At 73.6% G+C, this 4,660-nt stretch carries 3 protein-coding genes; 1 reads left to right on the top strand and 2 read right to left on the bottom strand.

All coding sequences use genetic code 11. The features are described from left to right. The coding region (gene lexA, locus J0670_RS30565; protein WP_207815007.1) for a transcriptional repressor LexA at positions 1-622 on the top strand (622 nt) is incomplete at its 5' end. Between the two features lie 144 nt (positions 623-766). Here lexA and J0670_RS30570 read toward each other — a convergent pair. Together J0670_RS30570 and J0670_RS30575 are read right to left on the bottom strand one after the other, a co-directional pair. Beyond that, a complete protein-coding gene (locus J0670_RS30570) occupies positions 767-2,875 on the bottom strand; it encodes an ATP-dependent DNA helicase (protein WP_207815008.1) in 2,109 nt (702 codons plus the stop codon). Between the two features lie 12 nt (positions 2,876-2,887). Beyond that, a partial coding sequence (locus tag J0670_RS30575; protein ID WP_207815009.1) for an IucA/IucC family siderophore biosynthesis protein occupies positions 2,888-4,660 on the bottom strand: 1,773 nt, incomplete at its 5' end.

A 4,660-nucleotide genomic window follows, 5' to 3' on the forward strand; every position in this document is an offset into this window, starting at 1 on the left:
CCTCACCGAGCGCCAGCGCCGGGTGATCGAGGTCATCCGCGACTCCGTGCAGCGCCGGGGCTACCCGCCGTCCATGCGCGAGATCGGCCAGGCCGTCGGCCTGTCCAGCACCTCCTCGGTCGCCCACCAGCTGATGGCCCTGGAGCGCAAGGGCTTCCTCCGCCGGGATCCGCACCGCCCGCGCGCCTACGAGGTCCGCGGCGTCGAGGTGGCCCGCCCCAACACCGCCGAGACGGCCGGCCGCCCGTCCACCTCGTACGTGCCACTGGTCGGCCGGATCGCCGCCGGCGGGCCGATCCTGGCCGAGCAGACGGTCGAGGACGTCTTCCCGCTGCCCCGCCAACTGGTCGGCGAGGGCGAGCTGTTCGCGCTCACCGTGCGCGGCGACTCGATGATCGAGGCCGCCATCTGCGACGGCGACTGGGTCACCGTGCGCCGCCAGCCGGTCGCCGAGAACGGCGACATCGTGGCCGCGATGATCGACGGCGAGGCCACCGTCAAGCGGCTCAAGCGCGAGGACGGCCGGATCTGGCTGATGCCGCACAACCCGGCGTACGAGCCGATCAACGGCGACAACGCGACCATCCTGGGCAAGGTCGTCGCGGTCCTGCGCCGCCTCTGACCGCACGGGCGCGGACAGCACGGGCGCGGCACGGACAGCCCGGGCACAGCACGGCACGGCACGGACGGCACACGAACCGGGAAGGGGCTCCACCGCGATCTCGCGGGGAGCCCCTCCGTCGTTCCCGGGTCGTCGCGGGCCCTCTCAGCCCCGCTTCACCACCGGCCGCACCGGCGGCGCCGAGGCGTCGATCGCCGCCAGCGAGCGGCGCACCTGGTTGCGGTCCGTGGTGTACCAGAACTCCGGCATCGAGGACCGGAAGAAGCCCCCGTACCGCTTGGTCTCCACCCGCGGATCGAGCACCGCCACGATGCCCCGGTCGTCCGCAGCCCGCACCAGTCGGCCCGCGCCCTGCGCCATCAGCAGCGCCGCGTGCGTCGCCGCGACCGCCATGAAGCCGTTGCCGCCGTGCTGTTCGACGTCCTTCTGACGGGCACTCATCAGCGGGTCGTCCGGCCGCGGGAAGGGAATGCGGTCCATCACGACCAGCTGGCAGGCCGAGCCGGGCACGTCCACGCCCTGCCAGAGGGAGAGCGTGCCGAACAGGCAGGTGGTCGCGTCCGAGGCGAACTCGCGGATCAACTCGCCCAGGGTGTCCTCCCCCTGGAGCAGGATCCGGTTGTCCAGCCGCTCCCGCATCGCCTCCGCGGCCGCCTGGGCGCCGCGCATCGAGGAGAACAGGCCCAGCGTCCGCCCGCCGGCCGCGCCGATCAGCTCGGCCAACTCGTCCAGCATGTCCGGTCGTTCGGGATCGCGCCCGGGGTCGGCGAGGTGCTTGGCGACGTACAGGATGCCCTGCTTGGGGTACTTGAACGGCGAACCGACGTCGATCCCGCGCCAGTACGGGACGGCGTCCTCCCCGAAGCCGGGCTCCGGGTTGTCCCCGGCCGTGCGCTCGTCCGGCAGCCTGGTCTCCTTGGGCAGGCCGAGCGAGCCGGCCACGCCGTTGAAGTCCCCGCCGAGCTTGAGGGTGGCCGAGGTCAGGACCACCGAGCGCTCCTTGTACAGCCCCTCGCGCAGCAGCCCGGACACGCTCAGCGGCGCGACCCGCAGCGAGGCGGTGCCCAGCCCGTAGCGGTCGCTGCGCTCGATCCAGACCACGTCGTACTCGGAGCCCTCCAGCAGCCGCTCGGCGGTCTCGTGCAGCGTCTCGGCCGAGGCCATCGCCTGCTTGCGCACCGCGTCCTCGTCGCTGAGGCCCTTGTCGCGGGTCTCCCCGAGCGAGGTGATCACCTGGCGGGCGGCGTCCCGGATCGCGGTGACCGCGTACGCGAGGTACTCGGGCAATTCCTCGACCCGGCCGGGCTGGGCCGTCTCCATCAGGCCGTGGTAGTTCTCGGCGGCGGCCTGCAGGGCGTCCACGGCCTTCTCGTTGGCCAGCCGGGCGGCCCGCTTGACCGCCCGGTTGACCGCGCCGACGGTCAGCTCGGCGGTGGCCGCGCCGGTGACCCGGTTGACCAGCTCGTGCGCCTCGTCCACGATCAGCAGCCCGTGCTCGGGCAGCACCGGCGCGCCCTCGATCGCGTCGATCGCGAGCATCGCGTGGTTGGTGACCACGACGTCCGCCAGCTTGGCCCGCTCCCGGGCCTTCTCCGCGAAGCACTCCTGCCCGTACGCGCAGCGGGTGGCGCCCAGGCACTCCTTGGAGGTGACCGACAGCTGGGCCCAGGCCTTGTCCGAGACGCCGGGGCTCAGGTCGTCCCGGTCGCCCGTCTCGGTCTCCTCCGCCCAGTCGCGCAGCCGCAGCACGTCCTGCCCGAGCTTGCCGGTCGGCCCGCCGAGCGCGTCCACCGGGTCGAACAGGCCCTCGCCCTCGTCGCTCGGGGTGCCCTCGTTGGCCCGGTGCAGGCACAGGTAGTTGGAGCGGCCCTTGAGCATCGCGAACAGCGGGCGGCGGCGCAGCACCGGGTGCAGCGCATCGACCGTGCGCGGCAAGTCCCGCTCCACCAGCTGGCGTTGCAGCGCCAGGGTGGCGGTGGCGACCACCACGCGGTCCCCGTGGGCGAGCGCGGGCACCAGGTAGGCCAGGGACTTCCCGGTGCCGGTGCCGGCCTGGACGAGGAGGTGTTCGCTGTGGTCGACGGCGTCGGCGACGGCCTCGGCCATCCGCACCTGGCCGGGGCGCTCCACGCCGCCGACGGCCTCCACCGCGGCGTGCAGCAGCTCGGGGATCCGCGAGCGCGGGACGGCGACGGCGTCCTCGGCCTCGTCGCCGAGGTCCGTCGCGGGCTGGGGTTCGGAGTCGTTCGTCATGACCCTTCCACCCTACGGGGCTGGGGCGACAATCCGGTCCCGCCCAGCGGGAAGACGCACGTCCACGTCCACCAGCGCGTTGGGCACGGTGCCGTGCCGGGCGGCGTGCGGGCGGTGCGGGCGGTCCTGGTAACCGTCCAGCAGCAGCCGGTTGCGGTTGAGGCAGAGCCGGGTGATCCGGGGCCGGAACAGGTCGAACAGCTCGAAGCGCTCGCCCAGCTCGGGGAAGCGGTCCTGGTAGCGGTGGATCTCGGCGCTCAGCAGGGCCCAGAACTCGGCCTCGGGCAGGCCGGCCTGCGCCTCCAGCAGCGGGGCGAGGTAGCGGAAGACGCCGATGAACAGCCCGGAGTGGATGAACTGGCACAGGCCCTGCGGGCTGTCCCGCAGCAGTACGCCGGCGACCTCGGCGGGCAGGCCGCGCAGCTCGGGCAGGTCGCGGTCGCTGAGGTTGACGTCGTCGACGAAGTCCTTGACCGCGAGCCGCGCCGGTGCGTCGGACGAGTCGAACACGACGATGGCGTTCTCGCCGTGCGGGGAGAAGACCAGCCCGTAGCGGTAGAGGAAGTGCAGCAGCGGCGGCAGCATCGCGGCGAACAGCCGGCCGGTCCACTCGGCGGGGGTGAGGCCGGAGCGGGTGATCAGTTCGGCGGCGAGCGCCCGGCCGTCGGAGCCCGTCTGCAACAGGGCGGCCAGGGTGCGGGCGCGTTCACCCCGGCCGAGGAAGGGGCCGAGCGGTTCGCGCCAGATCGCGCCGAGCAGTTCCTTGTACTGGTACGGCGACTCGGGCATCACCCGGTAGAGCGGGTGGTCGACGGTGACGGAGGCGATCTCGCCGAGCAGGATCACCCGGCACTCCTCCCGCAGGTACGGGTCGGCGTCGCGCAGCCCGTGCAGCCAGGCGGTGACGGCGGGCGCGGCGAGGGTGCGCTCGGTGGGCAGGCCGCGCCAGACCAGGGTGTTGAGGATCGACAGCGGCAGTTTGACGGTGCAGCGCTCGGGGTGGGCGGTGTTGAAGAAGGAGCGGATGGACTGCTGGGGCAGTCGTGGGTCACCGTCCGAGGGCAGCGGGACGATCTCGCCGGAGGCGATCCAGGGCGCGAACAGCGGCAGGATCGTCTCGTCCCACTGCCAGGGGTGGACGGGCAGCAGCAGGTAGTCGTCGGCGTCCGGGCCGAGCGGGGCGCGCAGCGCGTCCACGTCGTCCAGCTCGCGGGCGTACAGCTGCTCGGGGCGTTCCAGGCCGGGCACGCCCCGGTACTGGGCGAGTCGCCGGTGGACGGCGATCCAGGGCAGCGGGCGCGGGCTGCGGGCCTCCGGGGCCCAGCGGGCGGTGTCGGTGGCGGAGAAGCCGATCCGGCCCTTGCTGGGGACGATCCACGGGTGGCCGCCCTGGCGCCCCTCCAGCGCGGTGTGGTCGAGCTCGGCAAGTTCGGCGGCGGTGAGCTCGGTGGCGAGCTGGCGGGCGTCGGCGGTCAGGGTGGCGGAGAGCTCCCGGATCAGGTGGGCGGTGGTCTCCCCGCTCATCCCGAGGGCCTGCCGGGCGTACGGGAGGAAGCGCAGCGGGTCCAGGCCGTCCGGGCTGGAGCAGTGGACGGACTCCGGGTCGACCTGCCAGCCGTCGTACGCGCCGCGCCGGGCGGTGAAGCGGTACTCGGCCTCGGGCAGCTTGAGCCGGTACTCGCCGGCGGTGGCCCCGGGGACGGGCGTGAGCAGCTCCTCGTAGGCGAACTCGCCGAGCATCTTGGCCAGCAGGGCGCGGCCGGCCCGCCGCCAGTGCCCGGCGGT

The organism is Streptomyces sp. FH025 (genome assembly GCF_017427025.1).
In the GTDB taxonomy this organism is placed as follows: Bacteria; Actinomycetota; Actinomycetes; order Streptomycetales; family Streptomycetaceae; genus Kitasatospora.

Coding starts and splice junctions, on each gene's coding strand:
- J0670_RS30570 (WP_207815008.1), bottom strand. CDS start 2,875: ATGACGAACGACTCCGAACCCCAGCCCGCGACGGACCTCGGCGACGAG.